Source organism: Grimontia sp. AD028 (assembly GCF_000973155.1).
Taxonomy (GTDB): Bacteria; Pseudomonadota; Gammaproteobacteria; order Enterobacterales; family Vibrionaceae; genus Enterovibrio; species Enterovibrio indicus.
Genome location: NZ_LASY01000033.1, coordinates 1 through 26,565 on the forward strand (window position 1 = coordinate 1; position 26,565 = coordinate 26,565).

Below are 26,565 nucleotides of genomic sequence, written 5' to 3' on the forward strand. Positions count from 1 at the left end.
GCGCCTAAAACGCTTATAGCAAGAACAAAATTTAACCACCAAAGGTCAACAGCCCCTGGTTTTGATATTTTTTGCCTTGTTTTTAGTTGAGTTCTTGTACGTTCCACATAGAATTTACGGGTCGCAATGCTGCGACTGAAATGGAGAAAACCATGAACGTTATCGACCAGCCTCCGAGTTGCAAGGGAAGCCTGTAATCCCAGACGGTAACATTCGTGATCATTTCGCGTTTCAACCGTCCGGTTGGAATGCTCCGCTTTAAAGCTCCTTTATATTCCCTGTGCTTCCCGAAAATTCTGAGTGAGAAAACTGACTGCATTCGTATGTCGTTAAAAGGCTTCTGCACTTTTTCGTATGAAATCAGTCGCTTTTCTTTGGTCGTTACACCTAGCCAATCGGGAGGTTCGCTATGGCGGTAATGAACGCTACTTCGCTGGGAAACCAGCCAACTGCTTTTGCTGCGAGAGAAATTGAAGCAGCAAGAAGCGCATTTTTATTTCATGAAAACAATGAGCGTGTTCGCTTACTCTCTGTGATGCCTGTTAGTGAGGCGATTGCAGTATTAAATCAGTGCCCGGTGGCATTGGTTCGACGGCTGCTTGATGACTTGGCTGAAACTGGGGAGGTAGTGCGTGTGAGGCAAATTGCCACTGGACTTGGGCTTATCAGCTCAGAAGCAGAGCCTGATGGCAACTACTTGACTAACTCGGTATTGAGCCATGTCCGTCAACGGATTGGTTGGATTGTGGGACTAGCCCTGCTTGGTATCGTTTCGGGACTTATCATCTCGCATTACGAAGATACTTTGAGCCAGTTGGTGTTGCTGGCTATCTATATGCCAGTCATTGCAGCCGCAGGCGGTAATGCAGGTTCACAAGCCGCGACACTGGTGGTCAGGGCGTTGGCGATGAATGAAGTCAGACCGGGGCAGTGGCTTCTGGTGATGTGGAAAGAAGTGAGGATCGCGGCGATCATCGCGATCGCACTGGCGACCGTCATCATGGCGAGGGTGATGTTATTCAGTGATGACAGTGCGCTGCCAGCAGGCATGACCTTAATTGATATCGCCATAGCCATAGGCCTGGCATTGAGCATTCAAGTAACAATTTCGACCACCCTTGGTGGAGTGCTGCCTTTGGTGGCAAGAAAGCTCAAGCTTGACCCTGCTGTGTTGGTTAGCCCTGTATTGGCATCAGTGGTCGATATCAGTGGAATGGCTATTTACTTCGTCACTGTTAACGCATGGTTAGGCTTGACGTAAGAAGTGCCTGATAAAGTTCCCGTTCAAATTGGGTGATCGGGCTGGCGACATTGGCTGGCCTGTCATCCGATTTGGGGATGTGATAGTTCGTCACTAATTGCACGACCAAGATATCTTTACCTTGCTCGTTTTTAAGCACGCCAGCGAGATTATAGCTTCCGTAGAGCGAGCCTGTTTTTGCTGAGAGTCTTTGCTTTAAGGGAGCATGGCGTACGCTGGAGCGGTATTTCAGCGTGCCATCGACGCCTGAAACAGGCAGCATGGAAAGCACGCCGAGACTCGGGTTTTCATAAACGTAATGCATGACGTTCATCAGCTGAGAAGCCGTCATGCGGTTGTTACGTGACAAACCAGAACCATCAACTATCACTGCATGGGTTAAATCCAGCCCAGCTTTTTCCTGCAAAATCGCTTTCACCGCTGCAGCGCCGTTTGCAAAAGTACCGGGTTGACCGTAATAACGGTGCCCCATGGTTTTTAAAAGGTTGTCGGCCAACAAGTTATCAGAGCGCTTCAGCATGACCTTTAGGAGTGCATCCCGCGGATCCGATGTATGTCTTGCTAGCAATGTGCGGTCGCCCTTGGCTGCGCCCTGTCGAATCTTTCCATCCAATTTGATAGCGGCACTTTTGAGCTCTGAAGCCAACACATCTTCGACATATTTCTGTGGATTCTGAATCGCAAACTTTAGAGGGAGCGGATTCGCACGGTGTTGTAAGCACCCGCTTAGTAAATACTGGTTGTTGTTGTCGTAATGAAGCTCTAAATCACACAGATTGGCTTCCTGCTCGCTTTTGGTCACGGCGAGCGCGTCAGTGTTGACTTGTACAGGCTGGTGTTCAGGAACAAAGACACGGGTGAGTTTTTGATTTTTTTCACTGTATATCGAGCCTTGAACACAGTTTCGTTCCAATGCAACTGCGCTGGAAGGGGCGCTATAACAAACGCCCAGGATATCCCACGGCCATCCTACTGCTCTCTCGTAGCCTGCAAACACAGTCCCATCCAGCCAAACATCGCCTCTGATTCGCTTCACGCCTTTGGCTTTAAGGGCGCTAACCATAAGCTGGAGGTCTTTTCGCGTTAAAGTAGGATCACCCGAAAAGGTAAATACGATGTCATTGCCAGCCTGTTCAACTTTGGTTTCAAAGGCAAAGTCTTTAGGAAGATAGAGGCTAGCTGCAAGGGCAGTGACCACCTTCTGGGTACTGGCTGGTGGTAGAAGAATGTCGTCGCCGACTGACACAATCTCAGAGCCAGAATTTGCATCATGGACAGAGAGTGCCAATTGGCTTCCTGCGGGGAGCATTGCCTGAATTTTATTGAGCGAGACGGCGTGAGTTGAGAAAGAAAGCGAGATGAAAAATAGCAGAGTAAGAAGGCGCACCATGAATTCTCCGGCAAAGAAGGCAGATCCAGTATGGTACAAAAAACGCCTACACGTAGGTAGGCGTTTTGATATTCAATATTAAGTCTTTAACTTAACAGAGAATTAGAAGTCGTAACGCAGGCCGAATACCAGCTCGTCTTCTGCATCAATGTTTTTAACAACATCGTTCTTGTCTAGCAGATTGAAGTTGTAAGAAACGTAGGTACGGAAGTTGTCGTTGAAGTAGTGAGTCGCGTCAATTGCGATTGCTTCAACGTTAAGGGCCTTAACAGTGTTACCTGATTTCTCGCCTTCAGCGTTGTTGTAAGTCGTGGTGAACTTGGTGTTACCCATTTTGTAAGCAGCTGCCAGTTCGTAACCTGTCAGGTCGATTTTTTGACCTTTAGTTGCAATAACATTGTCACGTGAGTCAGTCGCGTAACCAGTTTGCTCACCATCTTTGTACAGCGCTGCAACGTAGATGTTGTTGATTGAGTAAGAGATAGCTGCTTCGATTTGGCTTTCTTCTGCTGATGTCAGAGTGTCTTTACCCTGAGCTGCATAACCCAGACCCATTGCCAGGCCGTTCTCCATTGCGTAAACCGCACCCAGAGAGTAACCACCGTCAATGATTGCGTCGCTTTCACCAACATAGTTTGCTTTCAGGGTCAGGCCACCAAACTCACCAACATATGCAATGTTGTTGTCTGTACGGTCAGCAACGTCAATTTTAGAGCTCGCACCAGCGCCGTGGTAAGACATGATATCAGTGAAGTCTGTGATCATGCCCAGAGAGCCGTCGTTCAGACCGTAAGTTACCAGGCCGTACTCAGTGCCGATACCAGCGTAGATGTAGCGGTTTTCATCTTTAGATTCGTTAGATTTGAACTCACGCTCGAAGAAACCAACACCGTATGCACCTTCAGCGATTTGGGTAGTACCCAGAACGTTGATACGTACGCGGCTGTTGTCAGTCATGTCGCCATCTTTGATAGCTGCACGAGCTTCAGCGCGACCGCCGATAGCCATAGAAGAAGTGCCGTCGTTAAAAATTTCAGCAGCAGATACAGAAGTAGAAGCAACAGCAGCTACAGCAAGAGCAATCAACTTTTTGTTCATTACGTTGTCCTTTATATGAATTTGATTTTCGTGACGTTATCTCCAAACGTCACGATGCCTTGTTTGTAACCGCTCCCGATTTGGGACTGTTAGTAAAACAATCAAAAAACAAATAGAAAACACTGTTTTTTATGTGGGTGAGGATTAGTAATGCCTTTAATAACAGCTGTTTATGACTTCCTTGCAAAGTTCATTGGGTGCTAGGTGATTTAGAATTTTTTATATTTAATTGCGAACTAAATCTCTAAGGTATTGGTTTGATATGTGACATGCATTTGAGAATCACACTCTAAAGTATGTTTTGGGTTTTCCGCTCGCGATTTTGGGAAGCTAGGCTTTCAAATCGTTGGTGACCTGAACAGATAACTTGTTTACACTGAGATGAAAGTAATTCGTTGGCTGCGCTCAAACTCTGTCTGGGCGTGGCTTTGTTTTTGCCAAAACATATGGTTTTGGTCACAGAGGTAATGTCATTTATGGATAAAGTACCAATGACTGTGCGTGGCGAACAGCAATTGAGAGAAGAGCTGGATCGCCTGTTGAAACGCCGTCCGCTTATTACTCAAGCGATTGCAGAAGCTCGCGAACTTGGTGACCTGAAAGAGAATGCGGAGTACCATGCTGCTCGCGAAGAGCAAGGCATTTGTGAAGCACAAATCCGTGATATCGAGTACAAGCTTTCTGTCGCTCAGGTGATCGACATTGCGAAAATGCCAAATAACGGCAAAGTCATCTTCGGTTCAACCGTAACGCTAATTGACTGTAACACTGACGACGAGGTGACTTACCAAATCGTGGGTGATGACGAGGCGGACATCAAACAGAACCTGATTTCCATTAACTCGCCAATCGCACGTGGTCTTATCGGAAAAGAAGAAGGCGACGAAGTGTCTATCACTGTGCCTGGCGGTGTGAAAGAGTTTGAGATCGACAGCGTCCAATACGTGTGATGATTAGGTGCTTGCGAACAATAAAAATGTTAGTGATTGTTACAAGCACCAGATGCAAAAAAGGCCGCTAAGCGGCCTTTTTTATTTGCGTGGCAATTCGATCTTGCGCTCTTCGCTTTGACGGTACAGAACCAGAACTTTACCGATAACCTGTACTTTCTCTGCTTTAGTTTCACGAACGATTGCGTCTACAATCAGGTTCTTAGTGTCGCGATCTTCTGATGCCACTTTCACCTTGATCAATTCGTGATGATCGAGAGCGATTTCAATCTCAGCAAGCACGGCTTCTGTCAGGCCATTCGCACCCATGAGTACAACCGGCTTCAGGTTGTGTGCAAGACCTTTCAGATACTGTTTTTGTTTTGTGCTTAGATTCATTGATGACTCGATTTATTGTTTTATCGGGGTTGAAAACGTGACATTCTACCGCCATCTCTATCCAAACTGAACAAATATCCCCCTGAATCGACCGCAAGAAATTTGTGGCAGTATTGTGGGCTAGGTAAAACATGAGCAAAAAGAAACACTCAGCGAGCTCTGGTCGCTGGTTGAAAGAACATTTTGATGATAAATATGTTCAAGAGGCCCAGAAAAAAGGCTTTCGTTCCCGAGCCATTTTTAAGCTCGATGAAATCCAGGGTAAGGATAAACTGCTAAAACCGGGCATGACGATTGTGGATTTGGGTGCCGCTCCTGGCGGTTGGTCTCAATACGCAGTAGAGCAAGTCGGTGATAGTGGACAGGTGATTGCCTGTGATATTCTGCCTATGGACTCGCTTCCAGGCGTGGCCTTCTTGCAAGGTGATTTCCGCGAAGAAGCGGTGCTGAATGCGTTACTTGACCGTATCCAACCGGACATGGTGGATGTGGTGATGTCAGACATGGCACCTAACATGAGCGGTAATTTAGCGTCTGACCAACCACGAGCCATGTATCTTGTCGAGCTTGCATTGGATATGTGTCGTGAAGTCTTGGCACCGAATGGCTCATTTATTGTTAAGGTTTTCCAAGGTGAAGGCTTTGATCAGTACTTGGCCGAAGTGCGTAAGATGTTTAAAGCGGTGAAAATCCGCAAACCTGATTCCTCCCGTGCGCGCTCGCGTGAGGTCTACATTGTGGCTACAGGGTACAAACTGTAGTACTCTACCATTATTAATATAGTTTTTGCGGGGCTAACACCTTGAGTGACATGGCAAAAAACTTGATTTTATGGCTGGTTATCGCTGTTGTATTGATGTCTGTGTTCCAAAGTTTTGGACCGGGCGACAGTGCTGGCCGTCAAGTCGACTACACAACGTTCGTCCAAGAGATAGGACAGGATAAAATACAGGATGTACAGTTCGATAATCGCGAACTGAAAGTGACACGTCGTGATGGCACTGGCTATGTCACGTATATGCCTGTACTTCAAGATCCTAAGCTTCTTGACGATCTGATCAACGCGAAAGTTCAGGTGCGTGGTACACCACCTGAAGAACCAAGCATTCTGGCGTCTATCTTCATCTCTTGGTTCCCAATGCTGCTACTTATCGGTGTGTGGATTTTCTTCATGCGCCAGATGCAAGGCGGCGGTGGCAAAGGTGCGATGTCTTTTGGTAAATCAAAAGCGCGCATGATGAGCGAAGAGCAAATCAAAACGACTTTCGCAGACGTTGCTGGTTGTGACGAAGCAAAAGAAGACGTCAAAGAGCTGGTTGATTACCTGCGCGACCCAAGCCGTTTCCAGAAGCTGGGCGGTAAAATTCCGACCGGTGTCCTGATGGTTGGTCCTCCAGGTACCGGTAAAACTTTGCTGGCAAAAGCTATTGCCGGTGAGGCAAAAGTACCTTTCTTCACCATTTCTGGTTCTGACTTCGTTGAAATGTTCGTGGGTGTGGGTGCATCGCGTGTACGTGACATGTTCGAACAAGCGAAGAAGGCATCACCATGTATCATCTTCATTGATGAGATTGACGCGGTTGGCCGTCAGCGTGGTGCTGGTTTGGGCGGTGGTCACGATGAGCGTGAGCAAACACTGAACCAAATGCTGGTTGAAATGGATGGCTTTGAAGGTAATGAAGGCATCATTGTTATTGCAGCAACTAACCGCCCAGACGTTCTTGACCCAGCACTGTTGCGTCCTGGCCGTTTCGACCGCCAAGTTGTTGTTGGTCTGCCAGATGTTCGTGGTCGTGAGCAGATCCTGAAAGTTCACATGCGTAAAGTGCCATTGGGCAGTGATGTTGAAGCATCACTGATTGCTCGTGGTACCCCAGGCTTCTCGGGTGCGGATCTGGCTAACCTTGTCAACGAAGCAGCACTGTTTGCTGCGCGTGGTAACAAGCGCGTTGTTTCAATGGTTGAGTTTGAACTGGCGAAAGACAAAATCATGATGGGCGCAGAGCGCAAGTCTATGGTGATGTCTGAAGAGATCAAAGAATCAACGGCATACCACGAAGCTGGCCACGCTGTTGTTGGTCGCCTTGTGCCAGAGCATGATCCTGTGTACAAGGTCTCTATCATCCCACGTGGACGTGCCCTGGGTGTAACCATGTATCTGCCAGAGCAAGACCGTGTCAGTATGTCCCGTCAACACTTGGAGTCGATGATTTCAAGCCTGTACGGTGGCCGACTGGCTGAAGAGCTCATTTACGGTGTAGACAAAGTGTCTACCGGTGCATCTAACGACATCGAGCGAGCGACAGATATCGCCCGTAAGATGGTGACTCAATGGGGCTTCTCTGAGAAATTAGGTCCACTGCTATACGCAGAAGACGAAGGTGAAGTGTTCCTAGGTCGCTCAGTGACACAGAGCAAGCACATGTCTGATGAGACAGCTCGTCTTATCGATGGTGAAATTCGTGAACTGATTGACCGCAACTACTTGCGTGCGCGTAAGATCATCGAAGAAAACATGGACATCATGCATGCCATGAAAGATGCGTTGATGAAGTACGAAACTATTGATGCGGCGCAAATTGATGACCTGATGGCGCGTCGCCCAGTGCGAGAGCCAGCGGGCTGGTCAGCTGACGACAGTTCAGACAATACACCGACCAAGCCAAGTGCTGAAGCGAAAGCATCTGACGTTCCTCCTTCCTCTGATGATGTCGAGTCTGGCAATAAGTCAGTCGACCCAGACGGCAAGTCGGAAGCGTAATTGGTGACTCATACCGACAAAACCCCGGGATAACTCGGGGTTTTTCTTTTATCCGTAGAAAATTATCTTCCCGAACAAAGCCTTCATATGAAACTCGTCAGCAAAAACAAAACTCTCGATCTGTCTACACCACAGGTAATGGGGATTCTTAATGTGACACCGGATTCGTTTTCTGACGGTGGAAAATTCAATCGACTGGATACAGCGCTAAAGCATGCAGACGCCATGTTGAAAGCGGGTGCGACCATACTCGATATCGGCGGCGAATCGACCCGCCCTGGTGCCGCAGACGTTTCCTTGGAAGACGAGTTGGAACGTGTGATTCCTGCTATTGAAGCCATTCGTTCTCGCTTTGACTGCTGGATATCCATTGATACCAGCAAAGCGGCCGTCATGCGTGAAGCCGTAGTGTCTGGTGCCGATATCATCAACGACGTCCGTGCACTTCAAGAGCCGCTTGCTTTGGAAGAGGCTGCAAAAGCCAACGTGCCAGTTTGTTTGATGCACATGCAGGGGCAACCGCGCACCATGCAAACCAACCCTACCTATGATGATCTGCTGGGCGATATTTTTACCTTCTTTGAAGATCGTATTTCGGCCTGCGAACATGTTGGGATCGAGCGGGAAAAAATTATTCTCGACCCTGGATTTGGCTTCGGGAAAACACTGACACATAACTACCAGCTACTAGCAAAGCTGGAAGACTTTCATCAATTTGGCCTGCCAGTTCTGGCGGGAATGTCACGAAAGTCTATGATTTTTAAATTATTAGAAAAATCCCCGACCGAGATTCTCGGGGGGAGCTTAGCTTGCGCCACCATAGCTGCGATGAAAGGGGCTCAAATCATCCGCGTTCATGACGTGGCTGAAACCTCTGATGTCGTCCGTGTTGTGAATGCAATGCGAGAAGCAGCTGGTTTATTTGGAGATACACAATGACAGAACGTAAGTACTTCGGCACTGATGGTGTCCGCGGTAAGGTGGGTCAATTCCCAATCACGCCTGACTTTATCCTGAAGCTCGGTTGGGCGGCAGGTCGCGTACTGAGTCAGCAGGGCACTAAGAAAGTATTGATAGGCAAAGATACCCGTATTTCTGGTTACATGCTGGAATCGGCACTCGAAGCTGGTCTTTCAGCAGCAGGTCTACAGGCTGCTTTTACTGGCCCAATGCCAACCCCTGCTATCGCTTACCTCACGCAAACGTTCCGCGCTGAAGCGGGGATTGTGATTTCAGCTTCACACAACCCTTACTATGATAACGGCATCAAGTTCTTTTCATCAGAAGGAACTAAGTTGCCCGATGCTATCGAGCATGCGATTGAAGCAGAGCTTGAAAAGCCACTGACCTGTGTCGAGTCGGCGCAGTTGGGTAAGGCGAAACGTATTGTCGATGCAGCAGGGCGCTATATCGAATTCTGTAAAGGCACTTTCCCTTCTGAAATGAACCTGAAGGGCATGAAGATAGTTATTGACTGTGCCCACGGTGCGACCTATCACATTGCACCCTCCGTGTTTAAGGAGTTAGGTGCTGATGTTGTCGCGATGGGTGTTGAGCCAAACGGTACCAACATCAACGATGAGGTAGGTGCAACTGATGTACGTGCGCTTCAGGCTCGTGTAGTCGAAGAACAAGCTATGCTGGGTATCGCCTTCGATGGTGACGGTGACCGAGTCATCATGGTTGACCATGAGGGTAACAAAGTTGATGGTGATCAGATCGCTTATATCATCGCCCGAGAGTCACTGCGCCGTGGTGAACTGAAAGGCGGGGTAGTGGGTACGTTGATGACCAACATGGGCATGGAAGTGGCGCTGAAAAACCTTGGTATTCCATTTACCCGAGCCAAAGTGGGCGATCGCTATGTGATGGAAAAGCTGTTGGAAAACGGCTGGACGATCGGTGCGGAAAACTCAGGTCATGTCATTTTGCTGGATAAAGTGACGACCGGTGATGCGATTGTGGCTGCGTTGCAAGTACTGGCAAGTATTGTCGGTACGGGCATGTCGCTGAAAGAGCTGTGCGATGGCATGAGCATGTTCCCACAAGTACTAGAAAACGTGCGTTTTAGTGGTGACAGCGATCCTCTGGAGTCCGACGCCGTGCTGTCAGCGAAAGCGTCTGTAGAAGCCAAACTTGGCGAGACTGGTCGCGTGTTGTTGCGTAAGTCTGGCACTGAACCGCTGATCCGCGTTATGGTGGAAGGCGAAAATGCGGAAGACGTAAAAGCCTACGCATTAGAAATTGCAGACGCAGTGAAAGCAAACTGCTAATTTCAAAGTCCTTACAAGGATGGTGATGGGGCGGGAGTGTCCGGTTGGTTACAAGATGTGCAAACGAAATGAAAAGTGCTGTTTTTTTGCATTTTTCACTTGTTTCACCTGCTGGCATTCGTTAGTATTCTCCCGCTCCCAATGATGGGAGTTGCGCTGGTGAACTTGAAATGGTCATCTGGCTCAACAATTTGGAACATAGGTGGAACCCATGTACGAAATTCTACTTGTGATTTATCTGTTGGCCGCACTTGCTGTTATTGGCCTGGTTCTGGTTCAACAAGGTAAAGGCGCAGATATGGGAGCCTCATTTGGGGCTGGGGCATCAAACACTGTGTTTGGCTCTGGCGGCTCTGGAAACTTCCTCACCCGAATGACCGCGATCTTCGCGACGATATTTTTTATTCTCAGCCTAGTGCTAGGTAATCTGACTGCAAAGCAGACCAATGCTGGCGGAGAATATGATGACTTGAGTGTTCCAGTGGAACAGATCCAGTCAGGTGATGTGCCAGCTGCTGGTAACAACAGCGACATCCCGAATTAATACCTTTCGCTGAGGTGGTGGAATTGGTAGACACGCTGTCTTGAGGGGGCAGTGCCTTAACAGGCGTGCGGGTTCAAGTCCCGCTCTCAGCACCAATTTAAAAGTCCTGAATAAGGCCATCGTACTTGAATTAGTACATGAGGCGACGATATAATGTGCGCCGTTCGGACGCGGGGTGGAGCAGCTTGGTAGCTCGTCGGGCTCATAACCCGAAGGTCGTCGGTTCAAATCCGGCCCCCGCAACCACTTTGAGGTGATTGTTTATAGAGACCAAAACAGTCACTGGTCATGAGAAATCATGACATCAGGGTCCAGTTACATTAAACCCCGACATTCGGGGTTTTTTGTTATCTGAAGATGACCATTCGGATGGATAACTGGGCTTTTAGGCCCTTTTTTTATTTCTGGGGTTTGTATGACCGGACTAGAGAAACAGCTTCACGCCTTGCTTGAAGCGCCTGTAGAGGCATTAGATTACGAACTGGTCGGGCTCGAGTTTGTTCGTGCGGGACAACACTCCACCCTTCGTATCTATATTGATCACGAAAACGGCATCACAGTTGAAGACTGTGCTGAAGTTAGCCGCCAGGTTAGCGCAGTAATGGACGTCGAAGATCCAATTACTGTGGCTTACAACCTGGAAGTGTCGTCTCCTGGCTTGGAGCGACCACTGTTTAAAGCAGAACATTATCAGCGCTTTGTTGGCCACGAAGTGAACATTGTGCTGAAGATGGCCATGCAGAACCGCCGCAAGTGGAAAGGTGAAATTCTTTCTGTCGAAGGCGAAACCGTCACCATCAAGGTCGATGGCAACGAAGAAGCGTTCGCCCTGAGCAATATCGCCAAGGCCAACCTGGTTCCTTCATTTTAAGGTTAAATGAGGCATTAGTTCATGAACAAAGAAATCTTGGCTGTCGTAGAAGCGGTATCCAACGAAAAAGCAGTTCCACGTGAGCGCATTTTTGAAGCACTGGAAACGGCGCTGGCTACAGCTACAAAGAAAAAATACGAAGCTGACATCGATGTACGTGTTGCTATCGATCGTAAAACTGGTGAGTTTGACACCTTCCGCCGCTGGTTGGTGGTAGAAGAAGTGGCGCTGCCAACGCGTGAAATTACGTTGGAAGCGGCACAATTTGAAGATGAGACACTGGATCTGGGCGGTTTTGTTGAAGACGAAATCGAATCAGTGACGTTCGACCGCATCACGACCCAAACTGCTAAGCAAGTGATCGTGCAGAAAGTACGTGAAGCAGAGCGTGCACAAGTGGTTGAGCAGTTCATGGACAACGAAGGTGAGCTGATCACCGGTGTCGTTAAGAAAGTAAACCGCGATGTGATTATCGTTGACCTGGGTAACAACGCAGAAGCGGCAATCCAGCGTGACGATCAACTGCCACGTGAAAACTTCCGCCCAGGCGACCGCGTTCGTGGTTTGCTGTATGCTGTACGCCCAGAAGCGCGTGGTTTCCAGCTTTTCATGACCCGTTCAAAGCCAGAAATGCTGATCGAACTGTTCCGCATTGAAGTGCCAGAAATCGGCGAAGAGATGATCGAAGTGATGGGCGCGGCTCGTGACCCGGGCTCTCGTGCAAAAATCGCGGTAAAAACCAACGACAAGCGTATCGACCCAGTAGGTGCGTGTGTGGGTATGCGTGGTGCGCGTGTTCAGGCAGTATCTGGTGAGTTGGGCGGCGAGCGTATCGACATCGTGCTGTGGGACGACAACCCAGCGCAATTCGTTATCAACGCAATGGCACCAGCAGACGTTGCTTCCATCATCGTGGATGAAGACACCCACACGATGGATATCGCTGTTGAAGCTGACAACCTGGCACAGGCTATCGGCCGTAACGGTCAAAACGTACGTTTGGCGTCTCAGCTGACAGGCTGGGAATTGAACGTAATGACCGTGGAAGATCTTCAGAAGAAACACCAGGAAGAAGCTGGTCAGTCTATCGAACTGTTCAGCAAACATCTGGACATCGATGAAGACTTCGCTGCAGTGCTGGTTGAAGAAGGCTTCACGACGCTGGAAGAAGTGGCTTACGTACCAGCAGCAGAGCTTCTGGAAATCAATGGTCTGGATGAAAACACCGTTGATGAATTGCGTAACCGTGCGAAAGAAGCACTGACCACTATTGCGTTGGCAAAAGAAGAAATCCTTGATGGTGCAGAGCCAGCAGAAGACTTGCTTGGTCTGGAAGGTTTGGAGCGTGAAATGGCGTTCCGCCTGGCGTCGAAAGGCGTTTGCACTCTGGAAGATCTGGCTGACCAAGGCACAGATGATCTTCTGGATATCGAGGGAATGGATGAAGTTAAAGCGGGCGAGCTGATTATGGCTGCGCGCAATATTTGCTGGTTCAGCGACGAAGCTTAAGCGCAGCAAAGGAGGAGCAGAATGTCAGAGGTTACAGTTAAAGCACTGGCGAGCGAAATTGACACGCCGGTAGAACGTTTGCTGAAGCAATTTCAAGATGCAGGCATTCAGAAATCGGCAGACGACAATGTAAGCCAAGATGAGAAACAAACCTTACTGTCTCACCTTAAGCGTGAGCATGGTGATGATGGTAGCGCTCCAACTCGACTGACGTTACAGCGCAAAAAACGCAGCACATTGAGTGTTTCAGGTGCTGGCGGAAAGAGTAAGGATGTTCAGGTAGAAGTGCGCAAAAAGCGCACCTACGTGAAGCGCAGTGAACTGGAAGAACAGCGTGTGGCTCAGGAAGCTGCACAACGTGAAGCTGAAGAAGCAGCACAACGCGAAGCCGAGGAAAAGGCACGTCGTGAAGCTGAAGAAGCAGCGAAACGTGAAGCTGAAGAGAAAGCAAAACGTGAGGCTGAAGAGAAGGCCAAGCGCGAAGCAGAAGAAAAAGCACGTATTGCGGCTGAGAAAGCAAAAGCTTCGAACGAAACTGCGGAAGAAACTGCAGCTCGTGAAGCAGCTGAGGCGCAAGCAAAGAAAGAAGCTGATGAACTCAAGCGTCGCCAGGAAGAGGAAGCCAAGCGTAAAGCTGAAGAAGAAAGTCAGCGCCAGCTAGAAGAGGCACGCAAAATGGCAGAATTGAACGAAGAGCGCTGGAGTCAACAAGACGCAGCTGCTGTTGAAGTAATGGAAACAGCTGATCACCACACCACGACGTCGAAATACGCACGTGAAGCAGAAGATGAGGCAGATCGCCGTCAAGAAGCTGCACCACGTCGTCGTAAGAAGAAAAAATCAGCACAAGAGAAAGATGACTCTTCATCTTCTCGTCCACGCGGTGGTAAGGGTGGCAAGATCAAAGGCCGTATGGCTAAGCCAACCTCAATGCAGCACGGCTTCCAGAAGCCTGCTCAGAAAGTTACCCGTGATGTAGAAATCGGCGAAACCATCACTGTTGCTGAACTGGCAAACAAGATGGCGGTTAAAGCGACGGAAGTGATCAAGGCCATGATGAAGATGGGTGCAATGGCAACCATCAACCAGGTTATCGATCAGGAAACCGCTCAGCTGGTAGCTGAAGAAATGGGCCACAAGGTTGTTCTTCGCAAAGAAAACGAGCTGGAAGAAGCAGTACTGTCAGATCGTGATGGTGATGCGGTTCGTGAACCACGCGCGCCAGTTGTTACTATCATGGGTCACGTTGACCACGGTAAGACGTCGCTGCTGGACTACATCCGTAAAGCGCACGTTGCATCGGGCGAAGCGGGTGGTATTACCCAGCACATTGGTGCATACCACGTTGAAACCGACAATGGCATGATCACCTTCCTGGATACTCCTGGACACGCAGCGTTTACGTCTATGCGTGCTCGTGGTGCGAAAGCAACGGACATCGTTGTTCTTGTTGTTGCTGCAGACGATGGTGTAATGCCACAGACTATCGAGGCAATCCAGCACGCGAAAGCGGCTGAAGTTCCTCTGATTGTTGCAGTGAACAAGATCGATAAAGAAGCGGCTAACCCAGATCAAGTGAAGAATGAGCTGGCACAGCACAACGTTATCCCGGAAGACTGGGGCGGCGAGAACATGTTTGTTCACGTTTCTGCGAAGCAAGGTCTGAACATTGATGCGCTGCTGGAAGCTATCCTGCTGCAATCAGAAGTTCTGGAACTTGAAGCAGTACGTGACGGCATGGCGAGTGGTGTGGTTGTTGAATCACGTCTGGATAAAGGCCGTGGTCCAGTAGCAACTGTTCTGGTTCAGGAAGGTACGCTGAAGCGTGGCGATATCGTTCTGTGTGGCCTGGAATATGGCCGTGTTCGTGCGATGCGCGATGAGAACGGTAAAGAGATTGAAGAAGCAGGTCCTTCTATCCCTGTGGAGATCCTGGGTCTGTCAGGTGTTCCTCAAGCGGGTGACGAAGCGACTGTTGTACGTGACGAGCGTAAAGCACGTGAAGTTGCACTGTACCGCCAAGGCAAGTTCCGCGATGTGAAACTGGCTCGCCAGCAGAAAGCGAAGCTGGAGAACATGTTCTCTAACATGGCTGAAGGCGAAGTGTCTGAACTGAACATCGTTCTGAAAGCAGACGTACAAGGTTCGGTTGAAGCGATTGCTGACTCACTGGTGAAGCTGTCTACTGACGAAGTGAAAGTGAAGATTGTTGGCTCTGGTGTGGGCGCAATCACTGAAACTGACGCAGTACTTGCAGCAGCATCGAACGCGATTCTGGTTGGCTTTAACGTACGTGCTGATGCATCTGCACGTAAGACCATCGACGCTGAAAGCCTGGATCTTCGTTACTACTCAGTGATTTACGCACTGATCGACGAAGTGAAACAAGCGATGAGCGGCATGCTGGCACCTGAGTTCAAACAAGAAATCATGGGTCTGGCAGAAGTACGTGACGTGTTTAAGTCACCGAAACTGGGCGCAATTGCAGGCTGTATGGTTACTGAAGGTACCATCAAGCGTAACAACCCAATCCGCGTACTGCGCGATAACGTGGTTATCTACGAAGGTGAACTTGAGTCACTGCGTCGCTTTAAAGACGATGTACAAGAAGTGGCGAAAGGTTACGAGTGTGGTATCGGCGTTAAGAACTACAACGATGTACGTGTAGGCGACCAAATCGAAGTATTCGAAATCGTCGAAGTGAAACGTACTATCGAATAATAACCGACTGTAACAGGTTGTTTATAAACACCATGGGGGGAAGTGCTCAGCGCTTTCCCCCCATTTCTTATGAGAGAAGAGCGTTATGGCAAAAGAATTTAGCCGCACTCAACGCGTGTCGCAGCAGCTGCAAAAAGAAATTGCCCTGATCCTGCAACGCGAAATTAAAGACCCACGCATTGGTATGGTCACAGTTTCCGGCGTAGAAGTGTCACGTGATCTGGCTTACGCAAAAGTATTCGTGACTTTCCTGACTATGGGTGAGCAAACCCCACAAGGTGGTCTTGAAGCGCTTCAAGAAGCAACTGGCTACATCCGAAGCCTGCTGGGCAAAGCTATCCGTCTGCGTGTCACTCCTGAAATTACTTTCTTCTTTGATGAATCACTGACAGAAGGTATGCGTATCTCCAACCTGGTTTCTCAAGCCGTGAAATCAGACGAAGAGCGCCGTGTGGATGAAAACGGAGAAGAAGAGTAATGGGTAGCCGTCCACGTCGTCGCGGACGCCCTGTCGACGGCATTATCCTGCTGGATAAGCCGACAGGCATTACATCGAACTCCGCGCTGCAGAAAGTAAAAAACATCTACTTCGCTGAAAAAGCAGGTCATACCGGTGCGTTGGATCCACTGGCAACCGGTATGCTGCCAATTTGCTTTGGTGAAGCCACCAAGTTCTCGCAGTTCCTTCTCGATTCTGACAAACGCTACCGTGTGATTGCCAAGCTTGGCGAGCGCACGAACACCTCAGATTCTGACGGTGAAGTGGTTGAAACCCGTGAAGTGAAAGTGAACATGGGTGACCTGGAGCGCAGCATAGCGTCGTTCCGCGGTGAAACCATGCAGGTACCTTCGATGTTCTCAGCATTGAAGTACGAAGGTAAGCCGCTTTACGAATATGCCCGCAAAGGTATCGAAGTCCCGCGTGAAGCCCGCAAGATCACTGTGTACGAAATCTCACTGCTGCGCTTTGAAGGCCAGGAAGTCGAGATGGAAGTCCATTGCTCGAAAGGCACTTACATTCGCACTATCGTTGACGATCTGGGCGAAATGCTAGGCTGTGGTGCACACGTGACTATGCTGCGCCGTACCGGCGTTTCAGGCTATCCATACGAGAAAATGGTGACGCTTGAGCAACTGGAAGCGCTGCTTGAACAAGCCCGTGAGCAAGACATTCAGCCGCGTGAGTTGCTGGACCCGCTGCTTCTGCCACTGGATACTGCGGTACAGGATTTGCGTGAAGTGAACCTGCTGCCAGTGGTGGCGAGTTATGCACTGCAAGGTCAGGCGGTTCAAATCCCCAATGCGCCAGCAGAAGGCGAAGTTGTCCGTGTAACCATGGGTGAAGACAATACCTTTATCGGTGTCGGTGAAATCGATGCTGAAGGCATGTTGAAGCCGCGCCGTTTAGTACGCGCGCACGACGTATAAATTTATGGCGTGATGAAGCCTGCAGCGGTTGCCTTATGTTGGGAATCGCTGTAGAATTCGCCGCCTCGGGTGTCGGCTGAATCAGAGATTGGCTGACACAAATTAAAACCTTTTACATTTAGGAAAAGACTATGTCTCTGAATGCAGAAACTAAAGCAGCAATCGTTGCTGAATACGCGCAAGGCGCAAACGACACTGGTTCTCCAGAAGTACAAGTAGCTCTGCTGACTGCTTCTATCAACCACCTGCAAGGCCACTTCGCTGAGCACAAAGGTGACCACCACAGCCGTCGCGGTCTGCTGCGCATGGTTTCTCGCCGTCGTAAGCTTCTTGACTACCTGAAAGGTAAAGATGCTGACCGTTACCTGGAGCTGATCAAGCGTCTGGGTCTGCGCCGCTAATAAGCCTCTGGCTTTTAAGTATCGCATTCCGAAAAGGAGCCCTTGTGGCTCCTTTTCTCGTTTTTGCTCCCCGAAACCTCCTCCCTTCGACTAGGCTTAGCCTTCGGTGCGCTTTCCTCACAATGCTTAAAAGGGCGATTGCGGATAAACCTTCAACATCCGTAGATTTTTGTGGCATTTACGCACGAAACTTACGGTCTCACGTTACCGTTCATCGTGTAGCCGTGTATAATGTTGGCGCTTTCATCGGACTCACAGTCAACGAAGTCGACCATCAGGTCGCGACTATTGAGAGAGCTTTCCAGCCAAGGCGAAAACTTTCTCATTAGTCGCGATTGGTGAGACCTTTGAAAGAAAAGTAAAACCGCGCGTATTCGCGCACAACTACAAGGAATCTCTCGTGAATCCAATCGTAAAAACGTTCCAGTACGGTAACCACACCGTGACTTTGGAAACTGGCGTAATGGCTCGCCAGGCGACTGCTGCAGTTATGGTTAGCATGGACGATACTTCGGTATTCGTTTCTGTTGTTGGTAAAAAAGAAGCGGTTGAAGGTCAAGACTTCTTCCCTCTGACTGTGAACTATCAAGAGCGTACTTACGCGGCAGGTAAAATCCCAGGTGGTTTCTTCAAGCGTGAAGGTCGTCCTTCTGAAGGCGAAACCCTGACTGCGCGTCTGATCGACCGTCCAATCCGTCCGCTGTTCCCTGACAACTTCAAAAACGAAGTGCAGGTTATCGCGACTGTGGTTTCTGTAAACCCGAACGTTAGCCCAGACATCGTGACCATGATTGGTACTTCTGCGGCGCTGGCGATTTCTGGTATCCCATTCAACGGCCCAATTGGTGCTGCGCGTGTTGGTTTCATCAACGATGAGTTGGTACTGAACCCAAGCAACACTGAGCTTGAGAACAGCCGTCTGGATCTGGTTGTTGCTGGTACTGAAGGCGCAGTTCTGATGGTTGAATCAGAAGCTGACCGTCTGTCTGAAGAGCAAATGCTGCAAGCGGTTGTGTTCGGTCACGATCAACAGCAAGTGGTTATTCAGGCTATCAACGAGTTCGCAGCAGAAGTTGCTACTCCAGCTTGGGATTGGACTGCACCAGAAGTAAACACTGAGCTGAAAGCGCGTGTTGCTGAACTGGCTGAAGCGCAATTCACCGAAGCGTACCAAATCACCGAGAAAATGGCGCGTTACGACCGTGTTGGCGAAATCAAGTCAAGCGTAAAAGAGCAACTGCTTGAGCAAGACGAGACGCTGGACGCACGCGAAATCCAAGGCATGCTGTACAGCCTTGAGAAGAACGTAGTACGTAGCCGTATCATTGCTGGCGAACCACGTATTGACGGCCGTGAGAAAGACATGGTTCGTGCACTGGACGTTCGTACTGGCGTTCTGCCACGTACCCACGGTTCTTCACTGTTTACCCGTGGTGAAACTCAGGCGCTGGTAACAGCAACTCTGGGTACTCAGCGTGATGCGCAAATCATTGACTCAATCACTGGTGAAACAACAGATAACTTCCTGTTCCACTACAACTTCCCTCCGTACTGTGTAGGTGAGACCGGCTTTGTTGGCTCTCCTAAGCGTCGTGAAATCGGCCACGGTAAACTGGCGAAGCGTGGTATCCAGTCAGTGATGCCATCTCAGGAAGAGTTCCCGTACACAGTTCGCGTAGTATCTGAAATCACTGAATCTAACGGTTCTTCTTCAATGGCTTCTGTTTGTGGTTCATCGCTGGCGCTGATGGACGCAGGTGTGCCAATCAAGAAATCTGTTGCGGGTATCGCGATGGGTCTTGTGAAAGAAGGCGAAGACTTTGTTGTTCTGTCTGACATCCTGGGTGACGAAGACCACCTGGGCGACATGGACTTCAAAGTAGCGGGTACTGACGACGGTGTGACTGCACTGCAGATGGACATCAAGATCGAAGGTATCACCAAAGAGATCATGCAGATCGCTCTGAACCAAGCAAAAGGTGCGCGTCTGCACATCCTGAGCGTGATGGATCAGGCTATCTCTTCTGCACGTGACGATATCTCTGAGTTCGCACCACGTATCCATACCATCAAGATCAACCCAGAGAAGATCAAAGATGTCATCGGTAAAGGCGGTGCGGTTATCCGTGCGCTGACTGAAGAAACTGAAACCACTATCGAAATCGAAGACGACGGTACTGTGAAGATCGCAGCAACCGACGGCGAGAAAGCGAAAGCGGCTATCGCGCGCATCGAAGCGCTGACTGCAGAAGTGGAAGTAGGTCGTATCTACACCGGTAAAGTCACCCGTATCGTAGACTTCGGTTGCTTCGTGTCTGTTATCGGCACCAAAGAAGGCCTGGTACACATTTCTCAAGTGGCTGATAAGCGCATCGAGAAAGTGTCTGACTACGTTGAAATGGGTCAGGAAGTACAGGTTAAGGTTCTGGAAATCGACCGTCAGGGTCGTATCCGCCTGTCAATGAAAGAAGCGGTAGAGCAAGCGCCGGAAGCTTCAGAAACTGACGCACAGCCAGAAGCTGACGCATAACGGTTTACGCTTTAGCGTGAAACACGGTATAACAAAGGGGGCAATGCCCCCTTTTTGTTTTTCAGGAGAGAAGCGCGAATGCGAAAACTTAACTGGCTGCCACTGACGGTTCTAGGTTCTGCACTGCTGCTGTCAGGCTGTGTGACCTCGGGCAACTCAGTGAACAACAACCAGCCTTGGCATATGCTGCCAATGGCGGTGCCACTGCAGCCAACCACGCAGCAGGAAGTGCAGTTGGCGCGTATCGACCAAATTTTACTGCGTGATGACTTAACCGAAAAAGACAGGGCGCAGCTTTTCTACGAGCGTGGCCTGATTAATGACAGTCTGGGGCTTCGCGATCTGGCGCGTCTGGATTTCAACCGTTCACTTTCCTATAACCCTGCTCAGCCGGATGTGTTTAACATTCTGGGTGTCTATTTTACCCAAAGCGGTATGTATGACGCCGCCTATGAAGCTTTCGACTCCAGCCTTGAACTGAACGAGCAGCACCAGTTTGCCGAGCGAAACCGCGGTATTGCTTTGTATTACGGCGGCCGTTACGAACTGGCTGTGCGCGATCTACTTAAGCATTACAACGATAACGAGAACGACGCCTACCGCGCATTGTGGCTGTATCTTGCTGAGCTCGAAAAAGATGGCCCGGAAAAAGCGCAGCAGGGTCTGAGAGTGCGCTATGACCGATCAGATAAGCTTGATTGGGGCTGGCTGCTGGCAAGAATGTACCTGAACGATATCAGTGAAGAAGCTTTCTTCCGTGAGGTGATGAACACCAGTACGGATAACGCTCAGCTTGCAGAACGACTCTGCGAAGGTTACTTCTATCTTGCCAAACGCTATCAGGCGCAGGGGGATATTAATTCCGCAGTCGCCCTTTATAAGCTGGCAATGTCTGGCAATGTGTATGACTTCGTCGAGCACCGATACTCGATGTTGGAGTTAAGCCGTATCGCTTACGATCTGAGTCACCCGCCATCTTCATGATGGGTTTTAGACAAAGAAAAAGCCGCGTTTGCGGCTTTTTTCGTTTTTCAGGCGGCTTAATATTGTGTCGCCATCCCTTCAATGCTGTGCCAGTAGCCATTGCAGAAATGACTTTTCGGTGCAAAGCCTGACTCGCCACGTTTAAATCCGGCAAGCACATCAAGCGTTGCGTCGCTTTGCGGGCTTATACGTACGACATCCACCAGGCCTTCCATCGAAGCCGTATCAGCACTTAGATCATAACAGTAGCCAGATTGAGTCTGGATACCGTTTAGGGTGAACACAGACTGGCCTTCCTGGCTTTTTACTTCCAGACCTTGCGGATAGTTGATGCAGCAGGTTTCGCATTTATCCTTTGGACGGTTCTCAGCACGTGCGCTGAAGCAGCGTGCGGAATAGGCCAGTGGTAAGTTGCCGTAAGAGAAGACTTCCACTTCAAACTGATCGCGAATCCCCATCGCTTCTGCTTCCGTCAGCACTTTGTGCAGCCATTCACGCGACAACTCAACAGGCATACACCAGCGGGTCATACCTTTTTTCAACATCACTTGAAGTGCTTGTGCGTTGTAAAGGTTAAGTGCAGGCCCTGCGACAAAAGGGATGCCTTTTTCGTGCGCCAGTTGGATGGCGGAGACATCATTGGCTTCAACAATGAATTCGCCATTGTCGATGTAGGTCTGCATCACTTTCACTTCGCTTGGTGCTTCAAGCAGCGCCATGGTAGAAAGCACGACTTGCTTGCCGCTGTCTGCCAGTTCACGGCCTAGGTTCATCCAGTCGGCAGGGCGCATTTCACGTCGCTTGGAGCACACAGTTTCACCGAGATAGACGATATCCGCATCACTGCTCACCGCCTTTTGATAGAAGGTTTCTACATCGCTTTTTGGCCAGAAGTAGAGGAGTGGGCCAAGTGAGTATTTCATAGAAGTCTCCTTTACTGCCATTTACGGTGATAAGCGCCAAGTGTGGTCTGCGCACCTTCTGAAACGCTGTCCAGACACTGATTCCATTGAGGCAGCACCTGATAACTTTCCGGATTGCGTTGATAGCTGTCGATTGCCTGACGCCAGGTGCGGGTGACCTGCTCAACATAGGCAGGGCTGCGCTGACGACCTTCGATTTTCACTGATGCGATATTCGCTTCAAACAGTTCAGGCAGAATCGATAGGGTGTTGAGGCTGGTGGGTTCTTCTAGTGCATGGAAAGGCTCACCATCAGTGACGAAGCGGCCTTTACACAGCGTCGGATAACCAGCATTTTCGCCCGCTTTATAGCGATCGATCAAAATGTCATTCAGGCGTGATTCGAGGCCTTCTGAGGTTTCTTGCCAGCGGACGTACTTGGCCGGTGAGCATGCACCAACAGTGTTAGGCGATTCACCGGTCAGGTATGACGACAGGTAGCAGCGACCTTCTGACATGATACAAAGGCTACCGAAGGCAAACACTTCCAAATCCACGTCTGTGGTGCGAGCCAACTGCTTCACCTGATGCATCGACAGCACGCGCGGAAGCACAACGCGCTTCACATTGAAATGGTCTTTATAGAACTGAATGGCGGCACTGTTGGTGGCTGACGCCTGTACAGACAGATGGATTTCCATATCAGGGTGTTTGGTGGCGGCGTAATCAAGCACGGCGAGATCGGCAATGATCAGCGCGTCAACGCCCAGATCCACTGCCGCATCTACGGCGTCTGTCCAACGTTGGAAGCCATCTGGGTGCGCGAAAGTATTCAACGCAACATGGATATGTTTCTGACGGTCATGAACGTAAGAAACGGCTTTTTCCAGCTTCTTACCATCAAAGTTCAGGCCTGCGAAGTGACGGGCGTTGGTACCGTCTTTGAAGCCAATGTATACCGCATCCGCACCATTATCGATGGCGGTTTTCAGGGCAGGAAGGTTACCTGCCGGGCAAAGCAATTCCATATTTCTCCCCACATCGCGTGGTCAGCATCAGGCTGGTTGTTCGTATTTCGATAAACCCTGAATTGTAGGGAGAGTTGGGGAGTGGGGTTTTGATATAAGGCAGGTTAGTGCCAACAAACGGATTAAGAAGGAAAAGAAAAGAGGTGCCGATGGCACCTCTCTAGTCGTTATCGCTAAGACGCAATTTTTGCTTTACGGTTGTTGATCAATAAAGCTTCAAACTCAGCGCGAGGCATGGGTTTGTAGAAATGGAACCCTTGAATCGTGTCGCACTTGAGGTTTGCAAGCACACTGGCCTGTTTCCCGGATTCGACACCTTCGGCTACCACGGACATGTTCAGCGAACGGCCAAGATTGATGATATTTTCAATCAAAGTGACCTGCTTGGGGAAGGTTTCCATGTCGCAGATAAAGGCGCGGTCAATCTTAATCTCGTCCAATGGGAACTTGGCGAGATAAGACAGCGATGAGTAACCGGTACCAAAATCGTCAATCGACAGTGAGAAACCGAGATCTTTGATGGCGTTGAGCATCTGGATTGCGTGCTCGCCATCATTCATCACTGCGCTCTCTGTCAACTCGAAGGTAATCAGTGACGGATCGGTTTGGGTTGCTGCCTGCAGCTTTTTCATATGCGAGGTCAGGTTTGGGTTACGAAACTGCTGTGGTGACAGGTTAATGGCCACGCGACCTGGCAACACTTTCATGTTCTGCCAGCGGCGGACAGTCTGAAATACTTCACGCATCACATTGCGACCCAGCAGTTCAATCATGCCAGAGCGTTCAGCGACCGGAATAAAGCGCCCAGGACTGATATACCCTTCCACCGGGTGCTTCCAGCGCACCAGCGCTTCTGCTCCATTAATGGTGTAGTCTTTGGCGTTCACCTTAGGTTGATACCAGACTTCCAGTCCATTGTTTTGTAGTGCTTTTTGAAGTTCTATTTCCAGCCAAAGACGCATGCGCGCTTCTTTGTTCATGTGCTGGTTGTAAGTCACCACACGGTTGCGACCTTGCTCTTTTGCCTCGTACATCGCAGTGTCTGCGTTCTGGAGCAAGCTGCGGGCATCTTTACCGTCACCGGGGAATTTCACCATGCCGATAGAGCATGCGAGGTACTTGCTGAAATGGTAGAGGTCGAACGGCTGGCTGATCACGTCGACCACTTTCTGCGAAAGCTCCTGAGCCACTTCATCGCTGCTTTGTTCTGGTAGCAAAACTGCGAATTCATCACCACCAAGGTGCCCAAGAATGGTATCTGCAGGGAGTTGCTTTCGAAGGCGTTGTGCAATGTCCTGCAAGACACGATCGCCAATATGATGACCTAGGGAATCGTTGATGTTTTTGAAGTTGTCGACATCAAGGTAAAACATCAGAAGCGGCGTATTGCTTTTGATGAGCTGTTCCAGGCGTCGGGAGAAGCCGTGACGGTTGTAGAGCCCCGTTAAGGCATCAAACTGAGCCAGCTTTTCAATCGTTTGTTTGTGGTCAGCGACAGCTGCGGTATGGGAAAGCGTGATGATCGCACCACTGCCACCCAGCAGACTTACTGAGCCATAAGAGACATTAATGGTTTGACTGTCACCGGTTCCTTTAGTCTGGCATACCAGTTGTTGCCCCGATTTCAGTGAGGTCAGGGAGGCGACGACAGATTGGCCTTTCACTGGGGGCACCAGCAGGTTTTCTATGTCTTCGCCGAGTATCTCATTCTGGCTGTCAAAGCCAAGCAGTTTCACCGCATGCTGATTGGCGCTCAGAACCACACCGTCGTCCAGCACACAGCATCCTTCACCGACGAGTTGGCAAAGGTTATTGAATCGGCTTTCTGAAGATTCGAGTGCGCTAGTAAGAACCTGTCTTTCTGAGGTATCTGCCGCATGGAAAATGACCGCGCCATCGGCCCACTCGCTGTTGGTGAGTGGCGTCACGCTGAAATGGAAGCTGGAGTCATGAATGCCATCGTTCAGGACGATTTCTCCTTCAGTGGCTTCGCCACCAAAGGCACGTTCGTAATGAGGCTTTAGCGCATCATAAAAACTGGCACCAAGGATTTCGCGATCCTGTTTTCCTACCAGTTCGTCCTGCTCCAGTCCGCTGATTTCACAATAGCGCTGGCTCACCCAGAGGTATTGGTGATGTTTATCGAGAACGGCAAAGAGAAACGGACTGTTTTGAGTAAGACGTGAAAACCAATAGGTCAACTGCTCAACGGGCATTTAGGCACCATACATCGTAGCTAGTGAAGCTATATCCAAATTCAACTCCATTATTGAGACAACACTATATAATGTGAGAGCTCAACGTTAAACCTTTATGGGGAAGAGCTTTGTTTTTTTGACTCAAGGCATGAAAAAACACGCGAGCAGTGTCATACAATGGCGAATACTTTCGGCCCATTCATATTGGAACATCACTTTGTTCGACAAACTCCATTCAACGCTGGTGCAACAGGCACCTGGATTTCTGCGCTTTCCTGTAAAGCTTGTTCCTGCTTCGGTTCAGCAAAAAGTCATGCTGGAAACCCTGAAGCGTGTTTTTCACGAAGCTCTGGATGATGGTGAATTCGAGTTTCTTGAAAACCGCTGGCTTGAAGTGCATGTACGCGACATTGATTTGAAGAGCTTCATCAGTTTTGCCGATGACAAGCTGGTGGTGCGCAGTGACATTGAAAATGCCGATGTGCGTTTTAGTGGTGATATCAACGACCTGATCCTTATTGCCGCTCGAAAGGAAGATCCAGATACTCTGTTCTTCCAACGTCGATTACTGATCGAGGGTGACACTGAGCTGGGTCTGGAAGTGAAGAATCTGATGGACAGCGTAGACTTGGATTCACTGCCTTCTGCATTGTGCCAGGCTCTATTTACATTGGCAGACTTCGTACAAAAAGGGCTACAATCGACACCCAATGTCAACGAGGCCCAATATGCTCATAAGATCTGAAGCGCTGGCTGATCAGCTGGCCATTGATAGATTGCTGAAAAACGTATTCCCGACTGAGGCGGAAGCAGCTTTGGTCCGTGCGCTACGTGAGAATGGTCATAACACATTGTCACTGGTTGCCTGTAACGATGACGGTGAAGTGGTGGGACATCTAATGTTCAGCCCTGTACAAGTCGGTGACACTGATACTGGCGTTCAGGGATTAGCTCCTTTGTGTGTGCACCCTGATTATCGGCAACAGGGCATTGCTGCTCAGCTGGTTCGTGAAGGCTTTGATACGCTGAACGAATTTGGTTATCCCGCTTGTGTGGTGCTGGGTGACCCAGCTTACTACAGTCGATTTGGATTCAAGCCAGCAGCCGACTTAGGCCTTAGTTGTAAATGGGATGTACCGGCAGAAGCCTTTATGGCGTTTGAATTTGCTCAAGGTGCATTCGAGCAAGCAAGTGGTGAAGTGGCTTACTGCCCAGAGTTTGATGCGCTGTAAGTCATCGTGGTCCAACCCAAAACGTTAAGGGCTGCAGCGGCAGCTCTTTTTGTTTGTGTTGTTTTCTCTTAGTTTTGATAGCATTTGTTCACACGGCAGAGTAAGC

At 49.5% G+C, this 26,565-nt stretch carries 23 protein-coding genes, 2 tRNA genes and 1 pseudogene; 19 read left to right on the forward strand and 7 right to left on the reverse strand.

The window, feature by feature from the left end; translation table 11 throughout:
- Positions 1-409 precede the first annotated feature (409 nt).
- Positions 410-1,261 carry a magnesium transporter gene (locus tag RN22_RS08135; protein ID WP_046303867.1) on the forward strand — a complete coding sequence of 284 codons (852 nt, stop codon included), beginning with the start codon at positions 410-412 and terminating at the stop codon, positions 1,259-1,261.
- Here RN22_RS08135 and dacB read toward each other — a convergent pair.
- Both dacB and RN22_RS08145 read right to left on the reverse strand, forming a co-directional pair.
- The gene (gene dacB / locus RN22_RS08140; protein WP_046303868.1) at positions 1,236-2,651 is read right to left on the reverse strand and encodes a serine-type D-Ala-D-Ala carboxypeptidase; all 1,416 of its coding nucleotides are present in this window, start codon (positions 2,649-2,651) and stop codon (positions 1,236-1,238) included. The genes RN22_RS08135 and dacB overlap by 26 nt on opposite strands.
- Positions 2,652-2,753: 102 nt before the next feature.
- Positions 2,754-3,749: a porin gene (locus RN22_RS08145; RefSeq protein WP_046303869.1), complete on the reverse strand. Its 996-nt coding sequence runs from the start codon at positions 3,747-3,749 to the stop codon at positions 2,754-2,756.
- Between the two features lie 476 nt (positions 3,750-4,225).
- On the opposite strand from RN22_RS08145, the gene greA reads away from it, so the two are divergent.
- The gene (gene greA, locus RN22_RS08150) at positions 4,226-4,699 is read left to right on the forward strand and encodes a transcription elongation factor GreA (protein ID WP_192815517.1); all 474 of its coding nucleotides are present in this window, start codon (positions 4,226-4,228) and stop codon (positions 4,697-4,699) included.
- 81 nt (positions 4,700-4,780) lie between these two features.
- On the opposite strand, the gene yhbY is transcribed toward greA, so the two are convergent.
- Positions 4,781-5,077 carry a ribosome assembly RNA-binding protein YhbY gene (yhbY, locus tag RN22_RS08155; RefSeq protein ID WP_002540335.1) on the reverse strand — a complete coding sequence of 99 codons (297 nt, stop codon included), beginning with the start codon at positions 5,075-5,077 and terminating at the stop codon, positions 4,781-4,783.
- A 131-nt stretch (positions 5,078-5,208) separates the two neighbouring features.
- On the opposite strand from yhbY, the gene rlmE reads away from it, so the two are divergent.
- The 13 genes and pseudogenes from rlmE to rpsO all read left to right on the forward strand — a co-directional run bounded on the left by rlmE (position 5,209) and on the right by rpsO (position 17,585).
- The gene (rlmE, locus tag RN22_RS08160) at positions 5,209-5,838 is read left to right on the forward strand and encodes a 23S rRNA (uridine(2552)-2'-O)-methyltransferase RlmE (RefSeq protein WP_002540334.1); all 630 of its coding nucleotides are present in this window, start codon (positions 5,209-5,211) and stop codon (positions 5,836-5,838) included.
- A 50-nt stretch (positions 5,839-5,888) separates the two neighbouring features.
- Positions 5,889-7,707: pseudogene (ftsH, locus tag RN22_RS08165) on the forward strand (ATP-dependent zinc metalloprotease FtsH); the annotation flags it as partial.
- A 218-nt stretch (positions 7,708-7,925) separates the two neighbouring features.
- Positions 7,926-8,777: a dihydropteroate synthase gene (gene folP / locus RN22_RS08170; protein ID WP_046303870.1), complete on the forward strand. Its 852-nt coding sequence runs from the start codon at positions 7,926-7,928 to the stop codon at positions 8,775-8,777.
- Entirely contained in the window at positions 8,774-10,111 is a 1,338-nt protein-coding gene (glmM, locus tag RN22_RS08175; protein ID WP_046303871.1) for a phosphoglucosamine mutase, read from the forward strand. The genes folP and glmM overlap by 4 nt, the downstream gene beginning before the upstream one ends.
- 211 nt (positions 10,112-10,322) lie before the next feature.
- Complete coding sequence (gene secG / locus RN22_RS08180) at positions 10,323-10,655, forward strand: preprotein translocase subunit SecG (RefSeq protein WP_002540329.1); 333 nt, start codon at positions 10,323-10,325, stop codon at positions 10,653-10,655.
- Between the two features lie 8 nt (positions 10,656-10,663).
- Positions 10,664-10,750: transfer RNA gene (locus RN22_RS08185), tRNA-Leu, on the forward strand.
- 74 nt (positions 10,751-10,824) lie between these two features.
- Positions 10,825-10,901: transfer RNA gene (locus RN22_RS08190), tRNA-Met, on the forward strand.
- Between the two features lie 169 nt (positions 10,902-11,070).
- Complete coding sequence (gene rimP / locus RN22_RS08195) at positions 11,071-11,526, forward strand: ribosome maturation factor RimP (RefSeq protein ID WP_002540328.1); 456 nt, start codon at positions 11,071-11,073, stop codon at positions 11,524-11,526.
- Between the two features lie 21 nt (positions 11,527-11,547).
- The gene (gene nusA / locus RN22_RS08200; RefSeq protein ID WP_046303872.1) at positions 11,548-13,035 is read left to right on the forward strand and encodes a transcription termination factor NusA; all 1,488 of its coding nucleotides are present in this window, start codon (positions 11,548-11,550) and stop codon (positions 13,033-13,035) included.
- Between the two features lie 21 nt (positions 13,036-13,056).
- Positions 13,057-15,756: a translation initiation factor IF-2 gene (gene infB / locus RN22_RS08205; RefSeq protein ID WP_046303873.1), complete on the forward strand. Its 2,700-nt coding sequence runs from the start codon at positions 13,057-13,059 to the stop codon at positions 15,754-15,756.
- Positions 15,757-15,841: 85 nt separating this feature from the next.
- Entirely contained in the window at positions 15,842-16,234 is a 393-nt protein-coding gene (gene rbfA, locus RN22_RS08210) for a 30S ribosome-binding factor RbfA (RefSeq protein WP_002540323.1), read from the forward strand.
- Positions 16,234-17,184 carry a tRNA pseudouridine(55) synthase TruB gene (truB, locus tag RN22_RS08215; protein ID WP_046303874.1) on the forward strand — a complete coding sequence of 317 codons (951 nt, stop codon included), beginning with the start codon at positions 16,234-16,236 and terminating at the stop codon, positions 17,182-17,184. Before rbfA ends, truB begins: the two co-directional genes overlap by 1 nt.
- Before the next feature lie 131 nt (positions 17,185-17,315).
- On the forward strand, positions 17,316-17,585 hold the full coding sequence (rpsO, locus tag RN22_RS08220) for a 30S ribosomal protein S15 (RefSeq protein WP_002540321.1): 270 nt from the start codon (positions 17,316-17,318) through the stop codon (positions 17,583-17,585).
- Between the two features lie 191 nt (positions 17,586-17,776).
- On the opposite strand, the gene RN22_RS25550 is transcribed toward rpsO, so the two are convergent.
- Positions 17,777-17,911 carry a hypothetical protein gene (locus RN22_RS25550; RefSeq protein ID WP_002540320.1) on the reverse strand — a complete coding sequence of 45 codons (135 nt, stop codon included), beginning with the start codon at positions 17,909-17,911 and terminating at the stop codon, positions 17,777-17,779.
- Between the two features lie 74 nt (positions 17,912-17,985).
- On the opposite strand from RN22_RS25550, the gene pnp reads away from it, so the two are divergent.
- Positions 17,986-20,115 (forward strand): polyribonucleotide nucleotidyltransferase, encoded by a 2,130-nt coding sequence (pnp, locus tag RN22_RS08225; RefSeq protein ID WP_046303875.1) that lies wholly within the window; start codon positions 17,986-17,988, stop codon positions 20,113-20,115.
- A 78-nt stretch (positions 20,116-20,193) separates the two neighbouring features.
- Positions 20,194-21,099, forward strand: a complete 906-nt coding sequence (gene nlpI / locus RN22_RS08230) for a lipoprotein NlpI (protein WP_046303876.1) — start codon at positions 20,194-20,196, stop codon at positions 21,097-21,099.
- Between the two features lie 56 nt (positions 21,100-21,155).
- On the opposite strand, the gene RN22_RS08235 is transcribed toward nlpI, so the two are convergent.
- The 3 genes from RN22_RS08235 to RN22_RS08245 all read right to left on the reverse strand — a co-directional run bounded on the left by RN22_RS08235 (position 21,156) and on the right by RN22_RS08245 (position 25,245).
- Positions 21,156-22,022: a U32 family peptidase gene (locus RN22_RS08235; protein WP_046303877.1), complete on the reverse strand. Its 867-nt coding sequence runs from the start codon at positions 22,020-22,022 to the stop codon at positions 21,156-21,158.
- An 11-nt stretch (positions 22,023-22,033) separates the two neighbouring features.
- Entirely contained in the window at positions 22,034-23,029 is a 996-nt protein-coding gene (locus RN22_RS08240) for a peptidase U32 family protein (RefSeq protein ID WP_002540316.1), read from the reverse strand.
- Positions 23,030-23,202: 173 nt separating this feature from the next.
- The gene (locus RN22_RS08245) at positions 23,203-25,245 is read right to left on the reverse strand and encodes a GGDEF and EAL domain-containing protein (RefSeq protein ID WP_046303878.1); all 2,043 of its coding nucleotides are present in this window, start codon (positions 25,243-25,245) and stop codon (positions 23,203-23,205) included.
- A 199-nt stretch (positions 25,246-25,444) separates the two neighbouring features.
- Here RN22_RS08245 and RN22_RS08250 point away from each other — a divergent pair, with 199 nt between their 5' ends.
- Both RN22_RS08250 and RN22_RS08255 read left to right on the forward strand, forming a co-directional pair.
- Positions 25,445-25,972: an SCP2 domain-containing protein gene (locus RN22_RS08250; RefSeq protein ID WP_046303888.1), complete on the forward strand. Its 528-nt coding sequence runs from the start codon at positions 25,445-25,447 to the stop codon at positions 25,970-25,972.
- Positions 25,956-26,459, forward strand: coding sequence for a GNAT family N-acetyltransferase (locus RN22_RS08255; protein WP_046303879.1), 504 nt, complete (start codon positions 25,956-25,958; stop codon positions 26,457-26,459). Before RN22_RS08250 ends, RN22_RS08255 begins: the two co-directional genes overlap by 17 nt.
- Positions 26,460-26,565 lie beyond the last annotated feature (106 nt).

Excerpts from the sequence above, each read along its gene's own strand:
- RN22_RS08135 (WP_046303867.1), top strand. The coding sequence starts at position 410 with ATGGCGGTAATGAACGCTACTTCGCTGGGAAACCAGCCAACTGCTTTT.
- dacB (WP_046303868.1), bottom strand. The coding sequence starts at position 2,651 with ATGGTGCGCCTTCTTACTCTGCTATTTTTCATCTCGCTTTCTTTCTCA.
- RN22_RS08145 (WP_046303869.1), bottom strand. The coding sequence starts at position 3,749 with ATGAACAAAAAGTTGATTGCTCTTGCTGTAGCTGCTGTTGCTTCTACT.
- greA (WP_192815517.1), top strand. The coding sequence starts at position 4,226 with ATGGATAAAGTACCAATGACTGTGCGTGGCGAACAGCAATTGAGAGAA.
- yhbY (WP_002540335.1), bottom strand. The coding sequence starts at position 5,077 with ATGAATCTAAGCACAAAACAAAAACAGTATCTGAAAGGTCTTGCACAC.
- rlmE (WP_002540334.1), top strand. The coding sequence starts at position 5,209 with ATGAGCAAAAAGAAACACTCAGCGAGCTCTGGTCGCTGGTTGAAAGAA.
- folP (WP_046303870.1), top strand. The coding sequence starts at position 7,926 with ATGAAACTCGTCAGCAAAAACAAAACTCTCGATCTGTCTACACCACAG.
- glmM (WP_046303871.1), top strand. The coding sequence starts at position 8,774 with ATGACAGAACGTAAGTACTTCGGCACTGATGGTGTCCGCGGTAAGGTG.
- secG (WP_002540329.1), top strand. The coding sequence starts at position 10,323 with ATGTACGAAATTCTACTTGTGATTTATCTGTTGGCCGCACTTGCTGTT.
- rimP (WP_002540328.1), top strand. The coding sequence starts at position 11,071 with ATGACCGGACTAGAGAAACAGCTTCACGCCTTGCTTGAAGCGCCTGTA.
- nusA (WP_046303872.1), top strand. The coding sequence starts at position 11,548 with ATGAACAAAGAAATCTTGGCTGTCGTAGAAGCGGTATCCAACGAAAAA.
- infB (WP_046303873.1), top strand. The coding sequence starts at position 13,057 with ATGTCAGAGGTTACAGTTAAAGCACTGGCGAGCGAAATTGACACGCCG.
- rbfA (WP_002540323.1), top strand. The coding sequence starts at position 15,842 with ATGGCAAAAGAATTTAGCCGCACTCAACGCGTGTCGCAGCAGCTGCAA.
- truB (WP_046303874.1), top strand. The coding sequence starts at position 16,234 with ATGGGTAGCCGTCCACGTCGTCGCGGACGCCCTGTCGACGGCATTATC.
- rpsO (WP_002540321.1), top strand. The coding sequence starts at position 17,316 with ATGTCTCTGAATGCAGAAACTAAAGCAGCAATCGTTGCTGAATACGCG.
- RN22_RS25550 (WP_002540320.1), bottom strand. The coding sequence starts at position 17,911 with ATGAGAAAGTTTTCGCCTTGGCTGGAAAGCTCTCTCAATAGTCGCGAC.
- nlpI (WP_046303876.1), top strand. The coding sequence starts at position 20,194 with ATGCGAAAACTTAACTGGCTGCCACTGACGGTTCTAGGTTCTGCACTG.
- RN22_RS08235 (WP_046303877.1), bottom strand. The coding sequence starts at position 22,022 with ATGAAATACTCACTTGGCCCACTCCTCTACTTCTGGCCAAAAAGCGAT.
- RN22_RS08240 (WP_002540316.1), bottom strand. The coding sequence starts at position 23,029 with ATGGAATTGCTTTGCCCGGCAGGTAACCTTCCTGCCCTGAAAACCGCC.
- RN22_RS08245 (WP_046303878.1), bottom strand. The coding sequence starts at position 25,245 with ATGCCCGTTGAGCAGTTGACCTATTGGTTTTCACGTCTTACTCAAAAC.
- RN22_RS08255 (WP_046303879.1), top strand. The coding sequence starts at position 25,956 with ATGCTCATAAGATCTGAAGCGCTGGCTGATCAGCTGGCCATTGATAGA.